The following is a 25,756-nucleotide window of genomic DNA, read 5'->3' on the forward strand; positions in this document are numbered from 1 at the left end:
CCGCACAGACCAGGGAGCAGACATCATGCCGAGACTCCTGTCCCCCCGAGCGTCCTCGACCCCCGGGCCGCGCCGGGCCTGGAGACAACTGCCGGCCGCCGTCGCGGTGTTGACGCTGACCGTCACCGCCCTGCTGGCCTCCGGCGCTCACCCCTCCCGTGCCGCCGAGGCCGCCTGGACCCCCAGACCCGCGCCGATGTCCACCCCATGGACGGACCAGGTCTCCGTGGACCACCCCCTGCCGGACTATCCGCGCCCGCAGCTCACCCGCCCCGACTGGGCCGATCTGAACGGCATTTGGGACTTCGCCGTCACCTCCCGTGACGCCGCTCAGCCTTCGACGTTCGCCGAGCGGATCCGGGTGCCGTTCGTGCCGGAGTCCGCGCTCTCCGGCATCCAGCGCAAGATCACCGCGAATGACAAGCTCTGGTACAAGCGTTCCTTCACCGTGCCCTCCGGCTGGCGCGGGCGTCGCGTCCAGCTCAACTTCGGCGCCTCCGACGGGGAGACGACCGTCTGGATCAACGGCCGGCAGGCGGGCGCCGTACACCGCGGCGGCTACGACTCCTTCTCGTACGACATCACGCCCCTGCTGAACGACGGCACCAACACCGTCGTCGTGTCCGTGTACGACCCGACGGAGACCGGCGGCCAGGCCATCGGCAAGCAGCGCGTCCAGGACGTCACCCCGCACCCCGGCCACAGCATCGTCTACACCGCCTCGTCGGGCATCTGGCAGACCGTCTGGCTGGAACCGACCGCCGCGGCGCACATCACCCGGCTCGACATGGTCCCGCATCTGGAGGACGGCACACTGCACGTGACGGTGTGCGGCGCCGCGGCCCAGGGCGCGCCCGTCAAGGTCACGGTCTCCAGCGGGGGCACCCCCGTCGGCAGCGCCACGGGCACGGTCGGCACCGAATTCTCCGTGCCCGTCCCGAACACCCACCTGTGGACGCCCGACGACCCCTTCCTCTACGACATCACCGCCCAGCTCACCGGGAGCCCCGGCGCCGACCGGGTCGGCGGTTACACCGGCATGCGCTCGATCGCGGTGAAGGAGGCGAACGGGGTGCGCCGGCCCGTACTCAACGGCCGGTTCGTCTTCCAGACGGGCACCCTGGACCAGGGCTACTGGCCCGACGGCATCTACACCGCGCCCACCGACGACGCCCTCAGGTTCGACCTCCAGAAGCACAAGGACCTCGGCTTCAACATGGTGCGCAAACACATCAAGGTGGAGCCGCAGCGCTGGTTCTACTGGGCGGACCGGCTCGGGCTGCTGGTGTGGCAGGACATGCCGTCCATGGACAGCGCCAGGACGCCGGACGGCGCGGCCCGCACCCAGTGGGAGAGCGAGTACCGGGCCGTCATCGACCAGCACCGCAGCTCGGCCGCGCTGATCCAGTGGGTCGACCAGAACGAGGGCTGGGGCCAGTACGACCAGACGCGCATCGCGGACATGGTCAAGGCGTACGACCCCTCGCGCCTCGTCGACAACATGAGCGGGGTCAACTGCTGTGCCGCCCAGGACGGAGGCAACGGCGACGTGATCGACAACCACAACTATGTCGGCCCCGGAAACACCCCGACGGAGTCGGTACGTGCCTCGGTGCTGGGTGAGTACGGCGGCCTCGGCTACCGGGTCCCCGGCCACGAGTGGTACCCGGGTGGCGGCTTCAGCTACGAGGACCAGCCCAGCCCGGCCGCTCTCGACGACCGGCTCGTCGGCCTGCTGGACGGCATCCGGGAGAACTCCATGCCCGCGGGCGGTCTGTCGGCCTCCGTCTACACACAGATCACCGATGTGGAGAACGAGGCGAACGGGCTGATGACCTACGACCGCCAGGTCGTCAAGGTCGACGAGGCCCGCGTCCGAGCGGCCAACCAGGCGCTGATCGCCGCGTCCCGTACGCTCGGGCCGACGGTGAAGCTGCCGCTGGAGAGGTATGTGTCGATCCGAGTCACCACACCCGGCTACACCGACCGCTACATCCGTCACTACGACGGGCTCGGCTACACCGAGGTGGTGACCGGGGCAAGCGGCGCCCTGCTGAAGCAGGACGCCACCTGGAAGGTGAAGCCGGGCCTCGCCAACAAGCTGTGCTATTCCTTCGAGTCCCGCAATTACCCGGGTGAATACCTGCGCCACCGCGACTTCCGTGTCCGGCGCGAGGCGGGCGACGACTCGGCGCTCTACAAGGCCGACGCGACATGGTGCCCCGTCCAGGGCAGCGAAGGCATCCGGCTCTCGGCTTCCAACTACCCGGGCCAGTATCTGCGGCACATGAACGCCGAGCTGTGGCTGGCACAGCGGGGCGGCTCGCACGCCTGGGACGACCCGGGCACCTTCACCGAGGACACCACCTGGGCCGTCCAGGGCCCCTGGGCACCCTGAACACGGGAGATGTCCTCCGTGACTACCAGTAATGGCGTCGACCGGCCACCGCGTGGCCCATGGAGCCCAGGATCCAGAAAATGGCGCCGAGCACCACGAGAATGATTCCGATGGTCCACAGAATCGAGATTCCGGTGACGAAGCCGACAACGAGCAGGACAAGACCGAGGATAAGCATGACCGCCTCCTCCGCTGATAACTGAGGTCTCCGACTTCGAGTACCCCCAGGAACGTTCGACTATCTGCTCGGCACTCGAATTTCCCGCCGTGCTCAGCTCTGTGTGACGAGCCCTTGGCCGGCCGACTCGTCGGTGGCTCCCCGCGCCACCAGCAGAAGGGCGTCGACGAGATCGTCCGCCGGGCTGCCGGTGGCCAGGCGGCGGAGCTGCAGGCCCATCACCACGGCGACGGTGGTGGCCGCCAGGCGCTCCGCGTCCGGGACGCCCAGGGCGGTGAGGATCTGGGCGGCGAGCCGGTCGTAGGCCCGGAACGCCTCCGACGCCGCCGCGCGCAGCCGCTCGTCGCGCCCGGCGTGGATGTACAGCTCGAAGGGTGCGAGATGCGCGGTGTCCAGGGCCGTACCGCAGGCCACCTGGCCGGCCAGGGACGCCGCGTCGTCTATGTCGAGGTTCTCGGTCTGGCACTGGTCGGCCAGCTCCGTGAAGTGCCGGGCCTCCTCGCGCACGAAGTACAGCAGGCTCTCGCGCAGCAGGTCGTGCTGCGTCTCGAAGTGGTAGGTGACGGAGCCGAGCGAGACACCGGCCTCCCTGGCGATCCTTCTGTTGGTGACCGCCGCGACTCCGCCGTCGCCGATGATCTGCAGGACGGCGGTGATGATGCGCTGACGTGTCGGGGTGGTGAGGGCGGCCTTGGGCATGCCGCCCATTGTTCCACCCGTGGTGTGCGCCGGACGACGTACGAGGTCACAGCGGTGCAGGCGGACTGACGGCACCTCAGCTCCGCTGCGGCCGCAGGGCGTTGGCGGGGTACACCGGTGGACAGGAACCCCCACCCTCCCTATTGTTCGTTCGAACGAACAGGACCGGAGGATAGTCGTGCACATCGCTGGGACAACCGTTCTGCTGACCGGAGTCACGGGCGGCATCGGCGGGGCACTGGCCGCCGAGCTGGCGGCCCGGGGCGCGGATCTCGTTCTCACCGGCCGCCGCCGTGAGGCGCTGGACCCGCTGGCCGAGCGCTTCGGTGCCCGGACGATCCTCGCCGACCTCGCCGATCCGGACGACGTGCAACGCCTCGCCGAGGAGGCGGCCGGCACGCAGATCCTCATCGCCAACGCGGCCCTGCCCTCCAGCGGCGATGTACTGGACTACACGCCGGAGCAGATCGACCGGTCGATCGCCGTCAACCTGCGCGCGCCCGCGATGCTCGCGCGCCTGCTCGCCGAGGACATGGTGACGGCGGGCCGTGGGCACATCTGCTTCGTCGGATCGTTGTCAGGAATGGCGGCCACCAAGTCGTCGTCGATGTACACCGCGACGAAGTTCGGGCTGCGCGGCTTCTCCCTGTCCTTCCGCCAGGATCTGCACGGCACGGGCGTGGGTGTCTCGATCGTCCAGCCCGGCTTCGTACGCGAGCTGGGCATGTTCGCGAACACGGGCTCCTCGACGCCGGGCGGCGTACGCACCGTTGCGCCGGAGCGGGTCGTCAAGGGCGTGATGCGCGCGATCGAGCGTGACGTCGCCGAGATCAACGTCGCCCCGCTGGAACTGAAGTTCCTCACGAAGATCGCTTCGCAGTTCCCGGGTTTCGCGGAGCGGATACAGCGTCTGGCGGCACCGGACCAGACGATGAAGAAGATCGTGGAGGCCCAACGGACCAGCCGCTGAGCCGCTCGCCAACCGCCCTGCGCTCCGGAGTCGTCTTCCGCGCCCGGAAAACGGTTGGCCGGCTCGGCGACCCGTTGCTGGAGCACCTGTGCCCGAACTGTTCCCGGCCTCTGAGGTGTGCCGGGCGCGACTTCGCTCCGCCGCCGAAGCGGGATGTTCGGGCGTGGTCCGTGGTGGCCGCGGTCCTCGGCGAGGGTCTTCGATATGAGGGACGCGAGGTATGCGGGTGCGGCAGAGAGCCGAAGTACCGTCCGCGGACGCGCGCCGGACTGCGAGCACGCCGGACGCACCGCTCGCCCGCCTCGGCGGTGGGCGTGCTCCCCGGCTGCCGGCATCGCCGCGTGGGCGGCGGGTTCGTCGCCGTACTAGCGGCCGGCCAGGGCCGCGCCCCTGTTGAGGTCTTCCAGCTCGGTGAGATGGGACCAAGTGAAGTCGGCGGTCCGGGTGTCCGGGAGCGCGAGGGAGACGGCCGTCCCCGACGCTCGTCGGTCCGGATCAGGTGTGTGCAGGCGATGGTGCCCCGCGGGAGGCCGAGCCGTGCCACCAGGTCGTGGATCAGGTGGTCGGCCTCCCGCAGGCTCGCCGTCCCGGCGTCCACCCCGAGGACGGAGTGGACGCCGGGCGCGCCGTGTGGTGCGCTCATGCGGGCAGGACCCACATGGGGTTGGAGTAGAACCACAGGTCCTTCCACGGCTCGGCGTCCCCGACCACGTCCATGGCCGGTCCCGCCGGGTCCACGGAGGCACCGCGCAGGCCGACGGCCGTACGGTTGCCGTCGGTGCCGCGCAGCCGGACGTAGCACGGCTTGTCGACCTGCCCCTCGTCGGGGACCGACATGTCGAGGGCGGGCGGAGCATGGAGGTGTCGCCGCTTCCGTGGTGGTGATGGTGGTGGTGACCGTCGTCGTGTCCGTGGCCGTGGCTCATGCTCAACTCCGCGGGCGGCAGGGACGTACACGCGATGTGCGACGAGGGCCCGTTCGATACCGGCGGGGGCCGCTGATGCGTCAGCGGTCGGTCCCGAGAGGTGAGTTCATTCCTATCTTGACAGCTCAGCGGCCGTTTTCGTAGGACGAATGGCACAGCTCGCCGGCATTGTCCCGCCCATTGTCCGGCTCTCAGAATCTCCGTCATGGATCACTCCGAGAACGTTGATCAGGACGCGGTGATGAGAGCACGGACGACGCTGCTCGGCTCCGGCCGGCTGAGCCTTGTCCGGCAGGTCGAGGCGTACCGGGTGCTGGCCGAGGTGAGTCCGCTGACGTATCTGCCGAAGCTGGCGCAGGCACTGGAGTCGTACGGATACGCGCCGGAGTTCCGGGACCGGTCGGATGTCCGACTGGCTCTGCGAGCCGAGGCCGCGGCTACGGCCCGGCGTATCGACGCGAGCGATCCGAACAGGACCGAGCTGCTCGTTCGTGTCCTGAACGCCCATCAGCGCGAGTTGTACGAGGCCGGTCGGCGAGCGGAGGGCTTCGCGCTGTGCGAGGAGATGGCGGCGGCGGGGCGGTGGGGTTTCGAGCGGGGGCAGGTGTCGAGCCCCGCGTACGGGCACGGGCGTCTGGCGGTCGTACTGGCCGAGGACGGACGTCACTCGGAGGCCGCGGAGGTCTGCGGAACAATCGCCCGCGCACAGGGGTCCGGAAGCCCGAACGAGGTCTCCTTCTGGGACATGGTCGAGTGGGCGGCCGCTCTGGAGGCCGCCGGATGTGACGACGCGGCGCTCGAGGTCTTCGCGGAACTCGTGGACGCGACCCGCGACGAAGTCGACGCCGGTAGTACATCCATGGCCATCCTGGCGTGGACGCTCGTCCAGCACGCGCGCATGCTGGACGCCGCCGGCCACCGCGCCGAGGCCCAAGGGGAACGGAAAGAAGTCCTCGCCCTCCTCACCGAGTTGGCGGAGACAGGGGAACGCAGGAGCTGGAGCACCAGCCTTTCGTGCTGGGTCACTCTGCTCGCCGTGTCGGGACGGTCGGCCGAGCCCGCGGCATCCCCGACCGCACCGGCACCCGCGTTCGGCTCGGCCCTTCTCCACTGGTCGCCCGACATCAAGGAGGCCTACTTCGACGGTCTGGCCACTCTCGCCCAGGAGGCCGCCACACTGAGGGAGGGGGCCGACGCCGCCCCGCACCGATACATCGCCGAACAGGTCGCCCTGCACGGCAGGTTGGCCATCCGCGCGGCGGTTTTCTGGGAGAGCCGCACGCATCGCAGGCCGGAGCTGCTGCGCCCGGTCTTCGACGAAGGCGTGGCACTGGCCCGACGCCTGGTCGATCTCGCCGGCCCGGAACGGGGCCGGGAGGCGCTGGTCAGGGCCCTGACCGACCGCTCCATGTGCCTGGTCGGCGTCAAGCAGTACGGCGCGGCGCATGACGACTTCGTAGAGGTCATCGCCCTGCTCGACTGATCGGCCGGATACCCGTCCGTGTCAGGTGGACCGAGGCACGATGCTCACCGCGCGGTAGTCGTACCCGTCCTGTTCGAAGCCGGGGGCTTCCCATGTGAGGTCGACCTGTTGGCCGGGCGACAGCGTATGGAACCCGGTCACCTGGATGTCGGAGAAGTGGCCCCAGCAACCGCCGGGAGTCTCGGGGGAGTCGAGCACACCCCACCCTTCCTCGTCGTGCCACTCGCGTACGGTCGCAGTCACCATGCCCGTACCCTACGGGCGCGCGGGGGCGACGGTGTCGCCGGGTCCCTTTGACTGCCGGACCTGTGCAACGGAGAGGCCGGCTCCACGCCTTGGGCGTCGAGCCGGCCTCTCCTGCGCGCGGAGCTGCGTGCGGAGCGTTCCGCTCGGCGGCGGGTTGGTCAGTCCGTGCCGGACTCCATCGCGGCGCGGTCCAGTAGTTCGTCGTCGTCGGCCTCACCGCGGGAGGCGATGGCCTCGGCGCCGCCCTCCGGCATGCTGCCGATCAGCCCGGTCGCGGCCGCCTGGGCGGCACCGATGGCGGGACCGGCGGTGCCGATCAGCCCGAGCCCGGCGTACTGCTCCAGCTTGGCGCGCGAGTCGGCGATGTCGAGGTTGCGCATGGTGAGCTGGCCGATGCGGTCCACGGGACCGAACGCCGAGTCCTCGGTGCGCTCCATGGACAGCTTGTCCGGGTGGTAGCTGAACGCCGGGCCCGTGGTGTCGAGGATCGAGTAGTCCTCGCCGCGCCGCAGCCGCAGCGTCACCTCACCGGTGACGGCCGCGCCGACCCAGCGCTGCAGCGACTCACGGATCATGAGCGCCTGCGGGTCCAGCCAGCGGCCCTCGTACATCAGCCGGCCGAGGCGCCGCCCCTCGCTGTGGTACTGGGCGAGGGTGTCCTCGTTGTGGATCGCGTTGACCAGGCGCTCGTACGCGGCGTGCAGCAGGGCCATGCCGGGCGCCTCGTAGATGCCGCGGCTCTTGGCCTCGATGATCCGGTTCTCGATCTGGTCCGACATGCCCAGGCCGTGGCGGCCGCCGATGGCGTTCGCCTCCATCACCAGGTCGACGGGGGAGCCGAACTCCTTGCCGTTGATCGTCACCGGGCGGCCCTGCTCGAAGCCGATCGTCACGTCCTCGGGGAGGATCTCGACCGCGGGGTCCCAGAACCGTACGCCCATGATCGGCTCCACGGTCTCCACGCCGTTGTCCAGGTGCTCCAGGGTCTTGGCCTCGTGCGTGGCGCCCCAGATGTTGGCGTCGGTGGAGTACGCCTTCTCGGTGCTGTCGCGGTAGGGCAGCCCGTGGGCGAGCAGCCACTCCGACATCTCCTTGCGGCCGCCCAGTTCGGTCACGAAGGCCGCGTCCAGCCAGGGCTTGTAGATCCGCAGGTGCGGGTTGGCGAGCAGGCCGTAACGGTAGAACCGCTCGATGTCGTTGCCCTTGAAGGTCGACCCGTCGCCCCAGATCTGTACGTCGTCCTCGAGCATCGCCCGGACCAGGAGCGTGCCCGTGACGGCACGGCCGAGCGGGGTGGTGTTGAAGTAGGCGCGCCCGCCCGTGCGGATGTGGAACGCCCCGCAGGTGAGCGCGGCCAGGCCCTCCTCGACCAGTGCGGCGCGGCAGTCGACCAGGCGTGCGATCTCGGCGCCGTAGGTCTTCGCGCGGCCGGGCACCGAGGCGATGTCGGGCTCGTCGTACTGGCCGATGTCGGCGGTGTAGGTGCACGGGACGGCGCCCTTGTCGCGCATCCATGCGACGGCGACCGAGGTGTCGAGGCCGCCCGAGAAGGCGATGCCGACGCGCTCGCCGACGGGAAGGGAGGTGAGGACCTTGGACATGGGAAGAGTATGCATGGAAACGCATGAACATGCAAAGGGGTGTGAGTGACGCCTCGGGTACGGCTCCGCGAGCTACTGGGTGGTGCGGGTCGCCGGGTGACGTGGGGGCCGCCGCGCTCGGGCACGGCGGCCGCCCTGTGCCCATCTCAGCCCTGCCCCGCCAGGGCTTCGCCGAGGACTTCTTCGGCGGTTTTCAGGGCCGCGGCGCGGTCCTCGGTGACCAGGCCGATGCGCGTGCGTCGATCGAGCAGGTCGGCGGCGTCGAGTGCGCCTTCGTGCCGTACGGCCCAGAGCAACTCGGCGCGGGTGACGGGGTGGTCGGGCAGGACGGGGTCTTTCAGGTGCGGGGTCCGTACGGCCAGGGCCTGGACGGCCGCCGCCTCGGTGCCGTAGCGGCGGACCAGGCGCCGGGGTGCGGGCAGGGTGGCGAGCCGGGCCGGAGCGGCGGCGCCGACGAGCGGCAGCGTGGCCGTGGGGGAGGGTCCGGCGTGCAGACGGCCGGCGGAGGCGGCGGCGTCGACGGCGTCCTCGGCCATGCGCCGGTAGGTGGTGAGTTTGCCGCCGACCACGGTGACGACGCCGTCCGGGGACGTCAGTACCGCGTGCCGCCGGGAGATGTCGGCGGTGCGGGACTGCTCGCCGGAGCCCGTGGGCGTGGTGTCCAGCAGGGGCCGCAGTCCGGCGAAGGCGCCCACGACGTCGGCACGGTGGACCGGGACGTCCAGGACGGAACCGAGGACGTCGAGCAGGAAGCCGATGTCGGTCTCCGGGACCTCCGGCACATCGGGGACGGGGCCGTCGACGGGTTCGTCGGTGAGGCCGACGTACACCCGGCCGTCACCCTGCGGCAGGACGAGGACGAAGCGGTTGGTCTCGCCGGGGATCGGTATGTGCATCCCGGCGGGCAGCGAGCCCAGGCGCTCGGCGCGCAGCACCAGGTGGGTGCCCCGCGAGGGCCGGATCCGGATGCCGTCGACCAGGTCGCCCGCCCACACGCCCGACGCGTTGATCACGGCACGGGCGCGGATCTCGCCCTCCTCGCCGGTGAGTTCGTCGCGGACGCGGGCCCCCGCTCCGGTCAGCTCCAGTGCCCTGACCCGGGTGAGGATCCGGGCGCCCTTGGCGGCCGCGGTGCGGGCGAGGGCGGTCACCAGGCGGGCGTCGTCGGTGAGCCTGCCGTCCCAGGACAGCAGGCCTCCGCGCAGGCCGTCGGTGCGCAGGGCGGGGGCCAGGTTGCGCGTCTCGACCGCGGACAGCCGACGCGGGCCCGGCAGGGTGGCGCGGGCCGTGCGGGCCGCCAGGCGCAGGCCGTCACCGGCCCGGAACCCGGCCCAGGCCAGGGTCGCCTGGGCGCGTGAGACCAGCGGGGTCAGGGGGAGGACGAACGGCTGGGCGGAAACCAGATGGGGTGCGGTCCGCTCCATCAGCACGCCCCGCTCGACGGCGCTCTCGTGGGCCACGTCGAGCTGTCCCGAGGCCAGGTAGCGCAGGCCTCCGTGGATCAGTTTCGAGCTCCAGCGCGAAGTGCCGAAGGCCAGGTCGTGGGCGTCGACGGCGGCGACCGTCAGCCCGCGGGCCGCCGCGTCGAGGGCGGCTCCGGCGCCGGTGGCGCCGAGACCGACGACCAGGACGTCCACGGCCGGTCCGCCCGCGGTCCGGGCCAGGTCGCGGGTGCGGCGGGCGGCGGACAGCGACGAACCGGGGACGGGTGCGGTGGCATGGGCCGGGCTGCTGGTGGGGCTCATGGGGTGAGGGTCCTCTCCAGGATGGTCCGCAGCTCCGTGAGGAAGGCGGCGGTGGTCAGGTCCGGGTCGTCCTCGTCGGTCATGGTCCGCAGCGACAGGGTGAAGGACTGGACGATCAGAAGCAGGGACCGTGCCTGTCTGTCGAGGTGGCAGGCACGCACCGATCCGTCGGCGTGTCCGTCGCGCAGGCCGGTGGCCAGAAGCTCCAGCAGGGCGTTCTGGCTCGCGCCGCGGCGGTCCAGTACGTAGGGCAGGAGCAGCTCGGGGTCGACATCGACGATCTTGCGGAAGAGCGGATGGTCGCGGAACGCCCGCACCCCGCCCACGAGTCCCTCGACGATCAGTTCGCGCGCCGAGCGGTCCGGGCTGGGCTCGGGCATGGCGCCGGTGGCCACGTCGACCCACTCGCGCGTCATCAGGTCGCCGACGAGTGTGCGTACGTCCGGCCAGCGCCGGTACAGCGTCATGCGCGAGACGCCCGCGCGGCGGGCCACATCGGTCAGGGTGGTGCGGCGGACGCCGACGGCCAGGACGCAGTCGCGCACCGCGTCGAGCACCGGATCGCTGTCCGCATGGTTGTGACGAATAGGCGTCATGTGTAACAGTGTAACGCCCTTGCGGCGGCGCCCGGCAGACGGGCACGACGCGGAAACGACCGATGAGGACAAACCGCCATGGACATGCTGTGGAGTGGCTGGGGTGACCCGGCCAAGGCGGCACCGCTGCCCGAGACGGTGATCGGGCTGCTGCGCGATCTGCTCGGCGTCAAACCCCGTACCGCACCCCCGCTGCGGCTGGAGGAGATCGCCGTCCCCGGCACCCCCCTCGACTCCGCCGTACTCGAAGAACTGTCCGCGGCCGTCGGCGGCGAGGCGCACGTCCGTACGGACGCGGAGACGCGTATCCGGCACACGCGCGGCAAGTCCACGCCCGACCTGCTGCGGATCCGCGTCGGAGACATCGCCGACACCCCCGCGGCCGTAGTCCTCCCCGCCGGACACGACGAGGTCCTGGCCGTCCTGCGGGTGTGCGCCCGATACGGCCTCGGCGCCGTCCCGTTCGGCGGCGGCACGTCCGTCGTCGGCGGCCTGGCCCCGGCGCGGCGAGGCCCCTTCATCGCCCTCGATCTGCGCCGCATGGACCGACTGGTCGCCGTCGACCCGGTCTCCCGCACCGCCACCCTGCAACCGGGCCTGCGCGCCCCCGAGGCCGAACGCCTGCTGGCCGAACACGGCTTCACCCTCGGCCACTTCCCGCAGTCCTACGAGTGGGCCACCATCGGCGGATTCGCCGCGGCCCGCTCCAGCGGCCAGGCCTCCGCCGGATACGGCCGCTTCGACGAGATGGTGCTGGGCCTCACCCTCGCCACTCCCGAGGGCACCCTCGACGTCGGCCGCGCTCCGCGCTCCGCCGCGGGCCCCGACCTGCGCCAGCTGATCCTCGGCTCCGAGGGCGCGTTCGGCGTGATCACCTCGGTCACCGTGCGCGTACGGCCGCGGCCGCGCGCCCGCCACTACGAAGGCTGGCGCTTCGCCTCCTTCGAGGAGGGCGGCGCCGCACTGCGCCGGCTCGCCCAGGACGGACCGCGTCCCACGGTGCTGCGCCTGTCCGACGAGACCGAGACACTGATCGGTCTCGCCCAGCCCGACGCGATCGGAGCGGACGGTGTGCAGCAGAGCGCCGGATGCCTCGCGATCGTCGGGTTCGAGGGCACCGAGAAGGACACCGCCCGCCGCAAGGAGTCGGCCGCCGCCGTCCTGCGCGAGTGCGGCGGCACCTACGTGGGAACGGAGCCGGGAGAGCGCTGGGCCCACGGCCGGTACTCGGCGCCCTACCTGCGGGACGCGCTGCTGGACGCGGGCGCGTTCGCCGAGACGCTGGAGACAGCCGCCTTCTGGTCCCGGATCCCCGAGCTCTACAACGCGGTCCGCACGGCACTGACCACCGCCCTCACCGAGGCCGGCACACCGCCCTTGGTCATGTGCCACATCTCCCACGTCTACGAGAACGGCGCCTCGCTGTACTTCACCGTCGTCAGCGCACAGGGCGACGACCCCGTCGCCCACTGGGCCCCGGCCAAGGAAGCGGCCAACGAGGCGATCCTCGCCGCCGGCGGCACGATCAGCCACCACCACGGCGTGGGCACCGACCACCGCGACTGGTACGTCCGGGAGGTCGGCACCCTGGGCATCGAAGCCCTGCGGGCCGTCAAGCGCAGACTGGACCCCGACCAGCTGCTCAACCCCGGCGTCCTCCTGCCCACCGACTGACCCGACCCGCCGACCCACCTCGCCCTTCGTCCGTACAGCCCCAGCACACCGGCTCCCGAATCACCGCCCCCGGAGGCTCACCCATGCGACAGTTCACCGCCGTCGTCAACCCCACCGCGGGCGGATCCAGCGCGGCGGCCGCGCTGATCCAGGTGGCACGCGTGCTGCGCGAGGCCGGGGCGGAACTGGAGACGGAGTACAGCCGCAGCCTGGCCCACGCCCAGGACATCGCCCGCGGCGCGGGGGAGCGGGGCCGGGTGGTGCTCGCCGTCGGCGGTGACGGCATCACCGGCGGCATCGGCGGCGCGCTCAGCGGCACCGACACCGTGTTCGGCATCGTTCCGGCCGGACGGGGCAACGACTTCGCGCGGGCGCTGGAGCTGCCCTCCGACCCCGATGCCCTGGCCCGCATCCTGCTCGACCGGGAGCCGCGCCCGGTCGACACGATCGAGGTGCGCTCGGCCGTCCACGACGGGACGGTCGTCCTCGGCAGCGTGTACGCGGGCGTCGACGCGCTGGCCAACCGCCACGCCAACCACGCGCGACTGCTCAAGGGCGCCGCGTCGTACTACGCGGGGGGCCTGCGGGCCGTGACCACATGGCGCCCGGCGGACTACCGGATCACCGTGGACGGAGAGGAGCACGCCCTGCGCGGCTACACCGTCGTGGCCGCCAACTCCGCCTACTACGGCTCCGGCCGCATGATCGCCCCCGAAGCCCGCGTGGACGACGGCCTCCTGGAGGTCGTGATGATCCGCGAGGCCCCGCGCCACCTCTTCTTCACCCTGATGAACGAGCTCAAGTCCGGCGCACACGTCGCGCGCCCGGAGGTCCGCATCCTGAGGGGCCGCGAGATCCGCATCGAGGCCGACCGCCAGGTGCCGTACGGCGCCGACGGCGAGGTGGAGGCGGAACTCCCCGTCACGGTGAAGGTGCTGCCCGGCGCGCTGAAGGTGCTGCACTGACGACTGGCTGACGGCGCTGTACCGACGACCGGGCGGTGTGTCACACATGTCAGCTCATCGCTGCCCCGCATCCGCATCCGCTGCCCGGCGTGCCGCGAAGTCGGCGAACCACGACAGCATCCCGAAGTGCGTGACCGCCCCTTCGCTGCCGACGTCGGCGACGCGAGCGCCTTGCAGGATCCGTTTGACCGGCACCTCCAGCTTCTTTCCGGTCACCGTACGCGGCACGGCGGGCACCGGCACGATCGCGTCGGGTACGTGCCGCGGGGACAGTTCCCGCCTGATCGCCGCCGTGATCCGCTGCCGCAGGCCGTCGTCGAGTGCCGCGCCGTCGGCCGTCACCACGAACAGCGGCATGTAGTAGTCGCCGTCGTCCAGTTCGACGCCGACGACCAGACTGTCCACGACGCCCGGCACCTGTTCCACCACGGAGTAGATGTCGGCCGACCCCATCCGCACTCCCATGCGGTTGAGCGTGGAGTCCGAGCGCCCCGACACCACGAGCGACAGGTCCTTGTCGATGGTGATCCAGTCGCCGTGACGCCAGACGCCGGGATAGGTGTCGAAGTAACTCGCCCGGTAGCGGATGTCGTCGGGGTCGTCGACGAACCGCAGCGGCATGGACGGCAGCGGGGCCCTCACCACCAGTTCACCCTGCTCACCGGTCAGGGGCCGGCCCGCGTCGTCCCACGAGGCCAGGGCCACGCCCAGGCAGGGACCCGAAATGCGTCCCGCACGGACCGGGAGCAGGGGTGAGCCGCCCGCGAGTGCCGAACAGACGTCGGTTCCGCCGCAGATCGACTGGAGCCGGCCGCCCGGGGCGAGCCGGTCGTACACCCAGTGCCAGGTGCTCCGCGCCATCGCCGACCCGGTCTGTACGACGGAACGCAGCGCGCCGAGGTCGAGGTCGGCTGCCGGGTGCAGGCCCGAACGTTCCACGGCCGCGAGGTAGGCCGCGCCGACGCCGACCACGGTGGCCCGGGTGCGCTCCGCGACCCGCCATACGCCGGCCGCGTCGGGGTGGGTGGGGCTGCCGTCGTACAGGACGACCGTGCTGCCGTGGAGCAGCCCGCCGACGAGGAAGTTCCACACCATCCAGCTCGTGGAGGTGACGAACAGGTAGCGGTCCTCGGGGCGCAGGTCGACGCCCAGCCCCAGCGCCTTCAGTAGTTCCACGACGATGCCGCCGTGCCCCTGCACGATGCCCTTGGGGATGCCGGTGGTGCCCGACGACCACAGGATCCACAGCGGATGGTCGAAGGGCACGTCGGCGAAGACCGGCGCCGCCTCGGTGGTCGGCAGCGCCGACCACACGCGGACGGCGACGTCGGAGCGCATCGGCCGCTCCAGGGTTGTGCCGGGGAACAGGTGGTCTATGAGCAGCAGGTGACGGACCGTCGGCAGACCGTGCAGCAGCTCGGCGACCGTGGTCCGCCTGTCGTACTCCTTGCCCCCGTAGCGGTATCCGTCCACGGCGACGAGGACGGCCGGCCGGGCCTGTCCGAGGCGGGCGAGCACGCTGGGCGTGCCGAAGTCGGGGGAGCACGCCGTCCATACGGCCCCCACGGCGGCGGTGGCCAGCAGGGCCACCACCGCCTGCGGCAGGTTGGTGAGATATCCGGCGACGCAGTCGCCGGGCCCGACGCCCATGTCGCGCAGTGCCGCCGCGGCATCGGCGACGTCACGGCGCAGTTGCTCCCACGACGTCTCGACCGGGGCGCCGTCCTCGGTCACGCTCACCAGCGCCGGACGCACGTCGGTGGCCTGGGCGAGGCAGCGTTCCGCGAAGTTGAGTCGTGCGCCGGTGAACCAGCGGGCGCCCGGCATGGTGGCGTCGGCCAGTACCTCGTCGTACCCGGACACCGAGTCGAGCCCGTAGAACTCCCAGACGGCCGACCAGAATCCCGTCAGGTCGGTGGCGCTCCACCGCCACAGCGTGGCGTAGTCGGGGAAGTCCAGCCCCCGGGTCTCCGCCAGCCATTCCATGAACACCGCGACATTGGAGTCCTCCAGTTCACGGCGGCCAGGCGACCAGAGCGGTTCGTCCTCCGTGTTCATGTGTGCCGTCCTGTGGCCGACATGGGGAGCGGAGTGCCGACCGGTGCCCGAGGCGTCGTACGACCGGACTCCAGCTCGCGCAGGAGGTCCTCGGCGAGGGACCAGTCACCGTGTCCGGACGCCGGGTTGAGGTGCCCGACGGGGCCGAGGGACACGAGGCGGCTGCCCCAGTCGCGCGCAAGTGCCGCGACGCGCTCGGCGGTGGCGAGCGGGTCGTTCGCGCTGGCCGCCACCACGCTGGGGAACGGCAGCGGTCGGCGGGGTACGGGCGTCCAGCCGCTCTCCGCCAGTTCACCGGGGGTGGGGTAGCCCTCCGGGAGGGGGGTCTCGAAGTCCGGCGGCGTCGCGAGCAGCGCGCCGCGGATGTCCGCGTGATGCCGTTGGGCCCAGTGCACCGTGGTCATCACGCCCGCACTGTGGGCGACGAGGACGACGGGCCCGGTCACAGTGGCGAGCGTTGCGGCCAGGTTGGCGACCTGGGCGTCGCGGCTGAGCCGGTCCCGCGTCACCGGGGGAGTGACGCGGACGCTCCGGCCGGCTACGGCGAGCCGCGTGGCCAGCAGCGTCTGCCAGTGTTCTGCCACGTGGTCGCGCAGGCCGGGGACGATCACCACGGTGGGTGCCATGGGGTGGGTCATGAGGAGACCTCCGACGGTGTCCGCGTCTCGGCACGTGCGGCGAGACCGTCGATACGGAGCAGATCGCGTTCGTACCAGTGGCGCCCGATGAGGAAGGCGACGGTGGCCGCGACCGCGGTGAGCGGCACGACGCGCAGGGCGCCGAGGAGTCCGATGCGATCCGCGAGAGCGCCGGTGACGGCGGGTCCGGGCGCCAGTCCGAGCAGGCTGTTGGCGAGGGTGAGGGTGGCGAAGGCGGTCGCGGCGACGGATGCGGGGGTCAGATTGGCGACCATGGCCGCCGCCGGTCCGGCCGTGCCGGCCGACAGCAGGCACCCGGCGGCCAGAGCGGCCAACTGGGCCGGGCCGGTGGGCAGTCGGAAGGCGAGCGACAGCAGCACGAGTGAGCTCAGGCTGCAGGCGACGGCCACGCCCCACTTGCGGATGGGGGCGGTGGCGCTGATTCGGTCGGAGGCGATGCCACCGGCGATCATCCCGATGCCGATGACCAGCGCGAAGACGCCCGCGACCGCGCCCGCCCGTGCGGGGGCCATGTGGTAGTAGCGGTCGAAGAAACTGGGCAGCCAGGCCAGGAGCGTGGCGGCCACGAACAGTTGAAGGCCGCTGCCGATGTAGGCGCTGATGACGGAGACGGAGGAGAACAGCCGGGGCAGATGACCGCGCAGGGGTTCATGGGCGGTCGTGCCGTCGGCGTCGTCCGCCGACCGTCCTTGCGGCTTGAGTCTGCTCTCCTTGACGACTGTTCCGTACACAGCGGCGAGCACCAACCCGAACAGGCCCATCACCGCGAACGCCCAGCGCCATCCGGCCACTTGGGCCACGGCCCCGCCGAGGGCGACGCCGAGTACGGAGCCGAAGGCGCCGCCGGCGATGAACGCGCCGGAGAGGGTGGCCCGCATGGTGAGCGGGAAGATGCTGAGGACCACGGCGATGCCCACACTGCCGTACGCGGCCTCACCGATGCCGACGAAGAGGCGGCCGACGAACATTTCGCCGTAGTTCGCGGAGACCGCGCAGCCCAGGGTGGCCAGGCTCCACAGCAGGGCGGCGATGAGCAGGCTGCGGACCCGCCCCCACCGGTCGGCAACCAGGGACATGGGGAAGGTGAGCACCCCGACCGTCAGCGCCACCACACCGCTGAGCGATCCCAGTGCGGCGTCCGACAGCAGCCATTGCGCCTTCAGCATCGGGAAGACGGCGTTGAGTACCTGTCGGGACATGTAGTCGGACAGGAGCAGGCCGAAACCGAGCGCGAAGACGGTCCACGCATAGCCCCGGGACACGGGCCAGACCGGTACGGACGGGCCCGTGGCGGGCGCAGTGGTGTGAAACTCCATTGTCATCACCTCGACTGCTTGATTGAGGGGCAGGTCAGAACGGTCTGTCGCCGACGATCCCGGCGCGCTCCATCTTGCGGACGGCGGGCCAGTAGTCCTGGACGGCGTAGTGCTGGGTGGAGCGGTTGTCCCAGATGGCGACGCTGTTCGGCCGCCAGCGGAAGCGCACCTGGTACTCGGGGATCGCCGCCTGGCTGATCAGATAGGTGAGCAGATGACTCGCGCCCGGTGCGTAGTCCTGCCCGAAGCGGACGTTGCGGGGCGTGTGGTAGTTGACGAAATGGGTGGCGAACGCGTTGACGAAGAGGATCTTCTCGGCGGTCTCCGGATGGGTGCGGACGACGGGGTGCTCAGCGTCGGGGAACCGCTCCTTGAGCGCGTGGCGCTGCTCCTCGGGCAGTACGGCGCCGAAGGAGGCCTCGATGCTGTGCCGGGCGCGCAACCCCTCGATCTGCGTCTTGATGTGCTCGGGCAGCCGCCGGTAGGCCTCGGCCATGTTGACCCAGATCGTGTCGCCGCCCACCGGGGGAGACTCGATGCAGCGGAGCACGGCGCCCATGGACGGGTCGGTGCGCCAGGTGCCGTCGGTGTGCAGGGCGTTTTCGTAGTGCTCGGCCGGGCTGTCCAGGTCCTTGTAGATGCGTACCAGGCCAGGGTGGTCGGGGTCGCTGTCGGCGACGGGGTGCTCCTCCAGCGGACCGAACCGCTCGGCGAAGGCGACATGGTCGGCGCGCGTGATGTCCTGGTCCCGCAGGAACAGGACCTTGTACTGCAGCAGCAGGCTTTTGAGCTGTGCGAACAGGTCGTCGTCTCGGGCGGCGTCGGCCAGGTTCACGCCGCTGAGCTCGGCTCCGATGGTGCAGGTGAGCGGCTCGACCTCGATCGAGGTGCGCAGGGCGGCCGGGCGGACGAGCGCCGGGGCCCGCCCTTGGGACGGTGAGAGGGTGTCTGGCATGGGTGATCACTCCCTGGTTTCACAGGACGAAGACGGACGAGCCCGTGGTCCGGCCGGCTTCCAGATCGCGATGGGCCTGTACGGCGTCCGAGAGGCCGTAGCGCTGGTTGATCTCGATGGTGATGCGGCCCGCGGCGACGTGGCCGAACAGTTCCTCGGCCAGGGCGTCGCGCTCGGCCGGGTCGGTGATGTAGTCGGCAAGGGCGGGGCGTGTGACGAACAGCGAGCCGTGTACGGCGAGTTGCATGGCGTCGATCGGTGGCACGGGTCCGGACGCGGTGCCGAAGCAGACCAGCAGGCCACGGCGGGCCAGCGACGCCAGCGAGCCGGTGAAGGTGTCCTTGCCGATGCTGTCGAGGACGACGCGGACGCCCGCGCCGTCGGTCAGCTCGCGGACCCGGGCGGGTACGTCCTCGTGCCGGTAGCGGATGACGTGCTCGCATCCGTGCGCCAGGGCGATCTCCGCCTTCTCCTCGCTGGAGACCGTCCCGATCACACGGATGCCGAGCAGCGCGGCCCACTGCGACACGATCAGCCCCACACCGCCGGCCGCGGCGTGCAGCAGCACGGTGTCCCCGGGCCGCAAGGGGTGGATCCTACGCAGCAGATAGGCCGCTGTCAGGCCGCGCATGGTCATCGCGGCCGCCGTCTCGCAGCCGATCTCGGGGGGCAGCCCGATCAGGTGCGAGGCGTCCATGACCCGCTCGGTGCTGTAGGCGCCGAGCGGGCTCCCGGTGTACGTCACCCGGTCTCCCTCGGTCACGTGGGTGACGCCCTCGCCGACCGCCTCCACCACGCCCGCGGCCTCGACACCGATGCCGTCGGGCAGGCGTACCGGGTAGAGCCCGGTACGGAAGTAGGTGTCGGCGAAATTGAGCCCCACCGCCTCGTGCCGGATGCGCACCTGGCCCGGCCCAGGATCGCCGACGCTCACCTCCTCCCAGGTCAGGACGTCAGGTCCACCGGTTTCGTAGAAGCGGACGGCGTTGGCCACGAAGAGCTCCGAAGGGTCGTACGGGTGGGGGAGGGCGGGCCGGTCAGGCGGAGACGTCGCGCAGCATGAAACCGCGTCGGCCGGGAACACGGTTGGGCACCATGCCGAGCCGGGCGAGGGTCTCGTCGGCGTCCGCGTAGTACTCGCCGAGCTGGTAGATCCGCCTGGCGTCGGCCCCGGTGGCGATCTCGCGGCCGAGCGCCTCGGAGATCTTGACCATCTGCTCGACCTGCTCCACCGACGACATGCGCTCGCCCTTGCCGCGCCAGAGGTTGTCCTCGTTGCCGACGCGGACGTGCTGGCCGAGGGCGATGGCGACGGCGTTCATGGGGGCCACGGCGCGCATGGAGCTCTCGATGGTGAGGACGGCGCCGTCCGGGACGCGGCGGATGAACTCGACCAGGTCGGCGGGGTGCCGTCCGGCAAAACCGCCGCCGATGGCGACGTAGTTGAGGATCAGCGGACCGGTGTAGAGGCCGGCGCGGATCAGTCGCTCCACGGTCTCCAGCTGTGCCAGGTGGGCCAGCTGGAAGTGCGGCTGGATGCCGTTCGCGTGCAGCCGCTTGAGGTGTTCGAGATAGAACTCCGGACCGGCCTCGACGACCATGTCCCGGTAGGCCCGGTAGTAGTCCGGCTTCGCGATCGAGGTGCCCTCCAGATCGTCGTCGTTCATGATCTCGACGATGTTCATCTGGCTGGTGTTGATGGCGATCGTGACCTGGTCCGGGGCCGGGTCGAGCTCGGCCAGCAGATGGCGGGTGTCGTAGGCGAGCCACTTCGCGTCGCCGCCCTCGCCCTCCGGAGCGAAGGAAATGGAGCCGCCGATCTGCAGGACCATGTCCGGCACCGCCTCGCGCAGCCGGCCCAGCAGCTCATTGAACATCGACATCCGCTTGGAGCCCCGGCCGTCGAGCTCGCGCACATGGATGTGCAGCACCGTGGCTCCGGCGTTGTAGCAGTCGACAGCGGCCTGTACGTGCTCGTCCATGGTGACCGGAATGTCGTCCGCGTCCCCGGGCAGCCACTCCGGGCCGTACGGGGCGGCCTGGATCACCAGCTTTTCCTGGTTCTCGGGGAACAGCGAGTCGTCGTGGAAGTGCACGATGCATCTCCTTGTCGATAAGTCGAGTGGGGTGATCGCGTGCCGAGGGCATCGGCGGATGCGACGACCGGGACGCGGGTGACAGCTGCCGGCGCCGGTCGTGAGAGGGACGGGGCACGACGCACCCGGGTGGGAATTGCGGTCGGTTCGGAGAAGCACGCCCGAGGGGAGTGACGGAGCGTGCCCTCCGGACCGACCGGCTGTGCGGTGGTGTCACCGTAGGGCGGTCACTTCCGGCCCGTTTGCCCTGGAGGGACAGGTGACTTGTCATTTCGGGACACGAGGCCCGCACGCGTCGCCCGCGGCCGGCCTGAACCTCCGGGCCGGTGGGCGTCGGCTGCCCTGTCAGTCCCGGGATGCGGCTCGCGCCTTGCGCCACTCCCGCGGGCCGGTCCCGAACTGATCACGGAACCACCGCGAGAACGCGCTCAGCGAGGAGAAGCCCAGCAGGGTCGAGACCTCGGTCAGCGACCGGTTGGGATTCGCCACGAACCGTTCGGCGAGCGCCGTACGCGTGGAGTTGAGCAGCGATGAGAACGTCTGGCCCGATCGGGCCAGATGCCGGTGCACGGTGCGCCGGTCCACACCGAGGCTGCGTGCGACCTGTTCGATGGAGCACCGGCCGGTCGGCAGGAGCGCCTCGATCAACTCGCGCACCCGATCCGCCTCACCGCCCTCGGGGGGAGCCGCGATGGGCTCGAAGAGCTGCCGGGTGTAGCTGCGCAGTTGCGCGTCCGCCATGGCATTGGGGGCATCCAGGTCCTCGGTGTACAGGACGATGCCGTTGGAGCACCGGTCGAACTGCGTCAGCGGCCCGAAGATTCGGCGGTGCGTCCCGGTGTCCTTCGGCGCCGGGTGTGCGAAGCACACCGACGCCGGTCGCCACTGGCTGCCCAGGAACCCGCACAGGATGCGGTGGAATGCGCCCACGGCGAGTTCCACCGCCTGCCGGACCGGTGCCGTCTCACCCAGCCGGATGTCCACCTTGAGCGTGGCGACCCCGTTCGCCTCGGACAGGCGGGTGCTGAGAGCCTCGTTGTAGGTGTGCTGGTGGCGGATGAGCAGGTCCAGGGCGCTGCGGACGTCGGGCTCCTCCCGTACGAGCAGACTGATGGGGCCCAGATTGGAGAAGCGGCGCCGCTCCGCCAGCAGGAGGCCGAAGTCATCGCGGCCGCAGGCGGCGGCCGTGAGGTCGAGCAGCCGGGCCACGGCCGCGCCGGAGATCCACCGGTCCTGCACGGCCAGGTCGGCCGTGTCCAGACCGACGCCCCGCATGAGCGCGCGGGGATCGAGACCGAAGGACCGGCTCAGCTCCACATAGCCGTTCAGCGCGGCGGTGCGGGACAGGGGCCTCATGGACACTCTCCAGGGGACGGGTCCCCAGAAGTTAAGTTTCCCGTCTCCTCGGGTCAAGCATCGCGCGCAACCGATCCATACCATCCCTGCAACGCGAGCCCGGTCGGCACACGGGCCGCACGTCCATCGCCCACACGCCCGACGGCCGTACCGGCGCGTCAGACAGGGAGGCGGCACATGGCCCAGCCGGCACACTCGCGGATCGGCCCGGTCCAGCCCTTCACCGGCCCCGCTCTGTGGTACGGCCCCGACCTCGCGGGCCGCGAGGACTGGGTCGTACGGCTCACCGCGCACCACCGCGACGAACTGCGCACCGCCCTGCGCACCGCGCGTGCCCGGGGCGCCACCCTGCTCAGGATGACCAGGGACGACTTCCCCCTGCCCGGCGTCAGTGCCGAGCTGGAGCACGCGGCCGCGCTGCTGCGCGCAGGCCGCGGCTTCGTCCTGATCCGCGGCCTGCCGGTGGACGGGCTCGGCGACACGGACGCGAGCACCGTGCTGCGGGGTGTCGGCCAGTACCTGGGGCGGCCGGTACCGCAGACCGCCGACGGACGCACGCTGTGCCACATCCGGGAGGCGGACCCCAGGGAGGACTCCGCCCGCCCGCCCTCCTACCCGACCCGGCCGGGGCTGCCGCTCCACACGGACGAGTCGGACCTGCTCGGCCTGCTGTGCCTGCGGCCGGCCCGCTCCGGCGGACGCACGGTCCTGGCCAGTGCGGCAGCCGTGCACAACACGATGCTCGCCGCCCGTCCCGACTTCACCCGGCGCCTCTACGACACCTACTTCTTCGCCCAGTGCGAGGAGAAGGACGTCCCGGGCGAACGGTCCTATCTGGGCGCCCCGCTCATCACCCGGCACGGTACCCGGCCCAGCATGCGGTACGACCGGGAGTGCCTGGAGGCGGGAGAGGCCCTCCTCCAGAACGGGCGCAGGACGGGGCCGCCCGACGCGGACCGGGAGCTGTTCGACCTCGTGGACGCGACGGCCGCCTCCGCGGCCCTCCGGCTGGACCTGGACCTGCGGGCTGGTGACCTGCTCCTGGTGGACAACCACGTCGTCCTCCATGGCCGCACCCCCTTCGAGGACCACTCCGAGCCAGGGAGCAAACGCCACCTGCTGCGCCTGTGGCTGGCCCGGCAGGAGACACATCCGCTGCCCGACGGACCCGCCGAACGCCACGGCGCCCCGCACACGCGCGCCGGCATCCCGCCGCGCGACGTCATTCGCCCCCGGGCGCTGCGTCCGGCGCACACTTCACTGAGGAGGTCGGGAAGGCCGCGGCCGACACCGGGGCGACCTGCCTGATCAGCCTGATCACGGGACGGTGCGGCCGGCTGATCCTTCCGTCGGCTGCGGATGCGGTGCCGCGCGCTCACGACCTCGCGGGCTGGTCGGCGATCAGCAGCGTGATGTCCGCAGGGCGGAAGCCCAGGCGCGCGTAGATGCGGGCGACGGTGTCCTCCGCATACGCGAGGAAGACCGTGTGCACCCCGTGGTCGCGAGCGTGGGTGGCCAGAGCCGCCGTGACGGCCGCGGCCAGGCCCTGGCGGCGTGCGGTGGGGAGGGTGCCGACACCGCCGATCTCGGTGGTGCCGCCTGCCGGGTGGTAGTGGCCGGCGGCGAGCGGGGTGCCGTCCGGTACGAGGGCGGCGACGAGTCGTTTGTGCCCGGCGCGGATGCTGGGGCGGATGGTCTCGACGGTGCCGTCCGCGATCAACTTCTCGGCCTCTGCTTGCAGTTGCCTCGGCCCTGCGGAGCCCGCTGCCGTGTTCTTGGTGAAGGCCAGGCGGGGCAGGGCGAGGACTGCGGGCAGGGCCGGATCGTCCGCCGTCAGCGCACGGATCGTGACGCCGGCCGGCAGGGGCTGCGCGGGGAGCCGGTGGTGTGGGTCGAGGGCCATCAACGGGCGTTCCGCCACCGGGAGGCCGGCGGCCTCGATGTGGGCGCGCAGGGTCGGGGCGGCCTCGGCGAGCCACTCGAAGGCCTCCGGTACGCCGAGTTCACGTTGCCGGGCGCGTACGCGGTCGATGTCGGCCGAGGTGACGCTTCCGGAGCCCTCCTCGGTGGGCTGAGCGTGGTTCGGACCGCCGTAATAAGGGGTTCCCGGCTCCTTTCTCACGAACAGCCGCAGCGGGCCGTGCTCTTCGGCGTCCGCGAACAGCAGGGGCACGGTGGCGTAGTACCGCTCGATACGGGCACACAGCGAGTCGCTCATCCGGCGCATCCCGGCTCACGTCTCCCGCAGCGGCGCGTACGTCTCCGCCGACACCCCGAACGTCCAGGCGACGCCCTCCCGGGCCGTCCGGGTCCTCGGCGGGACCCGCAGCCAGTAGGTGCGCCGGGTTCCGTCCGGCTCCGGCGTGGAGTTGAGGACCTCCACCATCACGACCGCCTCGTCACCGTCCAGGTCGATCCGCCAGAGCGTGCCCGTCTCGTCCTGGTGCACGGGGCGTGCTCCGGAGTCCTCGAGGTAGCGGTCGTAGCCGTAGTACTCCAGCATCACCCGGCGCAGCTCGGCGTTCTCCTCGGCGCGGATCCGCTCCGGCGTCAGGGTGCGAAGCTCCGCGAGGAAGGCGGCCGGAACGGGCATGCCGCGCCAGGCGTACAGGGCGAAACCGTCCGGATAGGCGAGGGCCGGGCCGTGCCCACGGTCCAGGCGGCCCGCTTCGTCGCGGTGCAGGACGGCGGGGCGTTCGCACACGACCGCCACCTTGGCGAACGGCCACCACCAGCCGGCGCTCCGGCACACTTCGCCCAGCCCGTCGAGCGGCGCCCGGTCGGTGGGGAAGGCGGCGAGCCAGGGTGCGTCGTGCTGGCCCAGTACGGCGTCCAGCAGGAGCAGCCGGATCTCCGCCTCTTGGCGGGAGCGGGCCGCCCGGTCCGGCGTTCCGTCCTCCTCGGACGCACCGGGACCCGCGGCCCCGCCAGGGCCGCCCGGGGCTGTGCCGGTGAGCTCCTCCAGCACGCCTTGGCGGATGCGTTCCACGAGCGCCTGCGTGTTCTCCCACAGCACGCCGCCGGTGACCGCCCAGTGCGCCGACCAGCCCACCGCCCCCAACTCCGCGTGGAGTCGGCCGCGTTCGACCGCCCACGGAGCGGTGCGCACCGCCTCCCGGACACTGGGACCGGTGTCCTCCATGCCGCGTATCAGGGTGATCGCCTCGCGGGGCGAGCCGGCCCACACCACGCGCTCAGGCTCCGCGAGCCCGGCCCGTCGATAGGCCAGGCGGACACCCCGCTCGGCGCGCTCCCGGTCGGCGGGAGCCGTCTTCGCGGCACACGCGCGCCACAGCGCGGTCTCCTCGAACACCCCGGCCCGCGTGCCGAGTTCCGCCGCGCTGTCCACGTTGCTCATCGTCTGCTCCGTCACCTTCCGCCGTACCTCGCTCAGTCCGCCACGATCCGCACGGACCCCGGCACGTACTCCCGCTGCCGGATCACCCGGTACCACCCCTTGGGCAGGGCGATCGCCGCGTGCTCCTCGTGGACCACCCGTCCGTCCTGGGGCAGATGCAGCAGCATCGGTCCGAACGGCCCCGGCTCCCGCACCAGTTCGCCCGGCCCGACGATCGCGTGCGCATGACCGGTGACCTCGCCGAGCGCCAGCACGAGCCGGCCCCGCCCGTCGCGCGGCTCCCTCGGCGCCGCGGCGACATGCGACGGCACCGCTTCCTCGGTCACGGGCACGATCAGCACGTCTCCCTGCCGGTACACGGCATGCCTCCCCTCCGGCCGGGGCACCGCGCACCGGCCTCATGCCACAGACAGTAGAAGCCGCCACTGACAACGGGCCGTACCAAGGCCCCCAGCACCCCGTTGTCAGTGCTTCTTG

The 25,756-nt window shown here is 71.4% G+C and carries 22 protein-coding genes and 1 pseudogene; 6 read left to right on the forward strand and 17 right to left on the reverse strand.

Going from position 1 to position 25,756, the window contains the following annotated elements; all coding sequences use genetic code 11:
• The first annotated feature begins 25 nt into the window (after positions 1-25).
• A complete protein-coding gene (locus tag N8I87_RS37465; protein ID WP_263215301.1) occupies positions 26-2,398 on the forward strand; it encodes an AbfB domain-containing protein in 2,373 nt (790 codons plus the stop codon).
• A 22-nt stretch (positions 2,399-2,420) separates the two neighbouring features.
• On the opposite strand, the gene N8I87_RS37470 is transcribed toward N8I87_RS37465, so the two are convergent.
• On the reverse strand, positions 2,421-2,576 hold the full coding sequence (locus tag N8I87_RS37470; RefSeq protein WP_263215302.1) for a DUF6131 family protein: 156 nt from the start codon (positions 2,574-2,576) through the stop codon (positions 2,421-2,423).
• 93 nt (positions 2,577-2,669) lie between these two features.
• On the reverse strand, positions 2,670-3,275 hold the full coding sequence (locus N8I87_RS37475) for a TetR/AcrR family transcriptional regulator (protein ID WP_263215303.1): 606 nt from the start codon (positions 3,273-3,275) through the stop codon (positions 2,670-2,672).
• Positions 3,276-3,453: 178 nt separating this feature from the next.
• Here N8I87_RS37475 and N8I87_RS37480 point away from each other — a divergent pair, with 178 nt between their 5' ends.
• Positions 3,454-4,245, forward strand: a complete 792-nt coding sequence (locus N8I87_RS37480; RefSeq protein WP_263215304.1) for an SDR family NAD(P)-dependent oxidoreductase — start codon at positions 3,454-3,456, stop codon at positions 4,243-4,245.
• A 639-nt stretch (positions 4,246-4,884) separates the two neighbouring features.
• Here the strand turns inward: N8I87_RS37480 and N8I87_RS37485 are convergent.
• Positions 4,885-5,070, reverse strand: a pseudogene (locus N8I87_RS37485) (histidinol-phosphatase); the annotation flags it as partial.
• Between the two features lie 306 nt (positions 5,071-5,376).
• Between N8I87_RS37485 and N8I87_RS37490 the strand changes: the two are divergent.
• Entirely contained in the window at positions 5,377-6,654 is a 1,278-nt protein-coding gene (locus tag N8I87_RS37490) for a hypothetical protein (protein WP_263215305.1), read from the forward strand.
• Positions 6,655-6,675: 21 nt separating this feature from the next.
• On the opposite strand, the gene N8I87_RS37495 is transcribed toward N8I87_RS37490, so the two are convergent.
• From N8I87_RS37495 to N8I87_RS37510, 4 genes are all read right to left on the reverse strand, one after another.
• Positions 6,676-6,900 carry a cold-shock protein gene (locus N8I87_RS37495; RefSeq protein WP_263215306.1) on the reverse strand — a complete coding sequence of 75 codons (225 nt, stop codon included), beginning with the start codon at positions 6,898-6,900 and terminating at the stop codon, positions 6,676-6,678.
• Between the two features lie 158 nt (positions 6,901-7,058).
• Positions 7,059-8,501, reverse strand: coding sequence for an argininosuccinate synthase (argG, locus tag N8I87_RS37500; protein WP_263215307.1), 1,443 nt, complete (start codon positions 8,499-8,501; stop codon positions 7,059-7,061).
• 146 nt (positions 8,502-8,647) lie between these two features.
• The gene (locus N8I87_RS37505; RefSeq protein ID WP_263215308.1) at positions 8,648-10,246 is read right to left on the reverse strand and encodes a glycerol-3-phosphate dehydrogenase/oxidase; all 1,599 of its coding nucleotides are present in this window, start codon (positions 10,244-10,246) and stop codon (positions 8,648-8,650) included.
• Positions 10,243-10,842: a TetR/AcrR family transcriptional regulator gene (locus tag N8I87_RS37510; protein ID WP_263215309.1), complete on the reverse strand. Its 600-nt coding sequence runs from the start codon at positions 10,840-10,842 to the stop codon at positions 10,243-10,245. Before N8I87_RS37510 ends, N8I87_RS37505 begins: the two co-directional genes overlap by 4 nt.
• 78 nt (positions 10,843-10,920) lie before the next feature.
• On the opposite strand from N8I87_RS37510, the gene N8I87_RS37515 reads away from it, so the two are divergent.
• Together N8I87_RS37515 and N8I87_RS37520 are read left to right on the forward strand one after the other, a co-directional pair.
• Positions 10,921-12,516: an FAD-binding oxidoreductase gene (locus N8I87_RS37515; protein ID WP_263215310.1), complete on the forward strand. Its 1,596-nt coding sequence runs from the start codon at positions 10,921-10,923 to the stop codon at positions 12,514-12,516.
• A gap of 83 nt (positions 12,517-12,599) precedes the next feature.
• Positions 12,600-13,481, forward strand: coding sequence for a YegS/Rv2252/BmrU family lipid kinase (locus N8I87_RS37520; protein ID WP_263215311.1), 882 nt, complete (start codon positions 12,600-12,602; stop codon positions 13,479-13,481).
• Positions 13,482-13,535: 54 nt separating this feature from the next.
• Here the strand turns inward: N8I87_RS37520 and N8I87_RS37525 are convergent, their stop codons facing one another.
• The 7 genes from N8I87_RS37525 to N8I87_RS37555 all read right to left on the reverse strand — a co-directional run bounded on the left by N8I87_RS37525 (position 13,536) and on the right by N8I87_RS37555 (position 21,921).
• Positions 13,536-15,539, reverse strand: a complete 2,004-nt coding sequence (locus N8I87_RS37525; RefSeq protein ID WP_263215312.1) for an acetoacetate--CoA ligase — start codon at positions 15,537-15,539, stop codon at positions 13,536-13,538.
• Complete coding sequence (locus tag N8I87_RS37530; protein WP_263215313.1) at positions 15,536-16,177, reverse strand: RBBP9/YdeN family alpha/beta hydrolase; 642 nt, start codon at positions 16,175-16,177, stop codon at positions 15,536-15,538. The genes N8I87_RS37525 and N8I87_RS37530 overlap by 4 nt, the downstream gene beginning before the upstream one ends.
• Positions 16,174-17,514 (reverse strand): MFS transporter, encoded by a 1,341-nt coding sequence (locus N8I87_RS37535; protein ID WP_263215314.1) that lies wholly within the window; start codon positions 17,512-17,514, stop codon positions 16,174-16,176. The genes N8I87_RS37530 and N8I87_RS37535 overlap by 4 nt, the downstream gene beginning before the upstream one ends.
• Positions 17,515-17,548: 34 nt before the next feature.
• On the reverse strand, positions 17,549-18,469 hold the full coding sequence (locus N8I87_RS37540) for a TauD/TfdA dioxygenase family protein (RefSeq protein ID WP_263215315.1): 921 nt from the start codon (positions 18,467-18,469) through the stop codon (positions 17,549-17,551).
• Positions 18,470-18,488: 19 nt separating this feature from the next.
• On the reverse strand, positions 18,489-19,463 hold the full coding sequence (locus N8I87_RS37545; protein ID WP_263215316.1) for a quinone oxidoreductase family protein: 975 nt from the start codon (positions 19,461-19,463) through the stop codon (positions 18,489-18,491).
• Between the two features lie 43 nt (positions 19,464-19,506).
• A complete protein-coding gene (locus N8I87_RS37550) occupies positions 19,507-20,565 on the reverse strand; it encodes a beta-keto acid cleavage family enzyme (RefSeq protein WP_263215317.1) in 1,059 nt (352 codons plus the stop codon).
• Between the two features lie 345 nt (positions 20,566-20,910).
• On the reverse strand, positions 20,911-21,921 hold the full coding sequence (locus N8I87_RS37555) for an AraC family transcriptional regulator (RefSeq protein WP_263215318.1): 1,011 nt from the start codon (positions 21,919-21,921) through the stop codon (positions 20,911-20,913).
• Between the two features lie 177 nt (positions 21,922-22,098).
• Here N8I87_RS37555 and N8I87_RS37560 point away from each other — a divergent pair, with 177 nt between their 5' ends.
• Positions 22,099-23,229: a TauD/TfdA family dioxygenase gene (locus N8I87_RS37560; RefSeq protein WP_263215319.1), complete on the forward strand. Its 1,131-nt coding sequence runs from the start codon at positions 22,099-22,101 to the stop codon at positions 23,227-23,229.
• 67 nt (positions 23,230-23,296) lie between these two features.
• Here the strand turns inward: N8I87_RS37560 and N8I87_RS37565 are convergent, their stop codons facing one another.
• Genes N8I87_RS37565 through N8I87_RS37575 form a run of 3 tightly spaced genes read right to left on the reverse strand, consistent with a single transcriptional unit; the run spans position 23,297 to position 25,638 of the window.
• Positions 23,297-24,148 (reverse strand): GNAT family N-acetyltransferase, encoded by an 852-nt coding sequence (locus N8I87_RS37565; protein ID WP_411577332.1) that lies wholly within the window; start codon positions 24,146-24,148, stop codon positions 23,297-23,299.
• A gap of 6 nt (positions 24,149-24,154) precedes the next feature.
• Positions 24,155-25,279: a DUF6745 domain-containing protein gene (locus N8I87_RS37570; RefSeq protein WP_263215321.1), complete on the reverse strand. Its 1,125-nt coding sequence runs from the start codon at positions 25,277-25,279 to the stop codon at positions 24,155-24,157.
• Positions 25,280-25,311: 32 nt separating this feature from the next.
• A complete protein-coding gene (locus N8I87_RS37575) occupies positions 25,312-25,638 on the reverse strand; it encodes a DUF8820 family protein (RefSeq protein ID WP_263215322.1) in 327 nt (108 codons plus the stop codon).
• Positions 25,639-25,756: the final 118 nt, after the last annotated feature.

This window comes from Streptomyces sp. HUAS 15-9 (assembly GCF_025642155.1).
GTDB lineage: Bacteria > Actinomycetota > Actinomycetes > Streptomycetales > Streptomycetaceae > Streptomyces.